Here is a 761-nt window from a genome sequence, read left to right on the forward strand (position 1 = left end):
ACCGTCACGACTTCGTTGGCATCGGTGAACGCGTCATCGACCGCATTGACCGAGATGGTCAGCGTGGACGAGTCGGTGCTGGAGCCGTCGGTCAGGTTGTAGGTAGCAACCGGCACCGGGCCGTTGTAGTTGGCAACCGGGGTGAAGGTGTAGGTGCCGTTGGCATTGATGACCAGGGTGCCGACGCCCGTGATGGTGGCGGTCTGGCCAGCGTTGAACGTGCCAGCCAGGCCAGCCACCGTGAAGGTGGTGACCGTGACCGGGCCGTCGACGCTGGAGGTGCCCGTCAGGACAGAGCCGTTCAGCACGGTGTCTTCATCAACCGTCACGACTTCGTTGGCATCGGTGAACGCGTCATCGACCGCGTTGACCGAGATGGTCAGCGTGGACGAGTCAGTGCTGGAGCCGTCGGTCAGGTTGTACGTTGCGACCGGCACCGGGCCGTTGTAGTTGGCAACCGGGGTGAAGGTGTAGGTGCCGTTGGCGTTGATGACCAGCGTGCCGACACCGGCCATCGTGGCGGTCTGGCCAGCGTTGAACGTGCCAGCCAGGCCAGCCACCGTGAAGGTGGTGACCGTGACCGGGCCGTCGACGCTGGAGGTGCCCGTCAAGACGGAACCGTTCAGCACGGTGTCTTCATCGACCGTCACGACTTCGTTGGCATCGGTGAACGCGTCATCGACAGCGTTGACCGAGATCGTCAGGGTGGACGAGTCGGTGCTGGAGCCATCCGTCAGGTTGTACGTTGCGACCGGCACCGG

Annotated in this window: 1 protein-coding gene; it reads right to left on the minus strand. The window is 63.9% G+C overall.

The annotated features are described in order from the left end of the window. Positions 1 to 761, minus strand: a 761-nt coding sequence (locus AACH00_RS19825; protein ID WP_341400910.1) for a cadherin-like domain-containing protein, incomplete at both ends; no start/stop codon positions are given.

Source organism: Ideonella margarita (genome assembly GCF_038066635.1).
Lineage (GTDB): Bacteria > Pseudomonadota > Gammaproteobacteria > Burkholderiales > Burkholderiaceae_C > Ideonella > Ideonella margarita.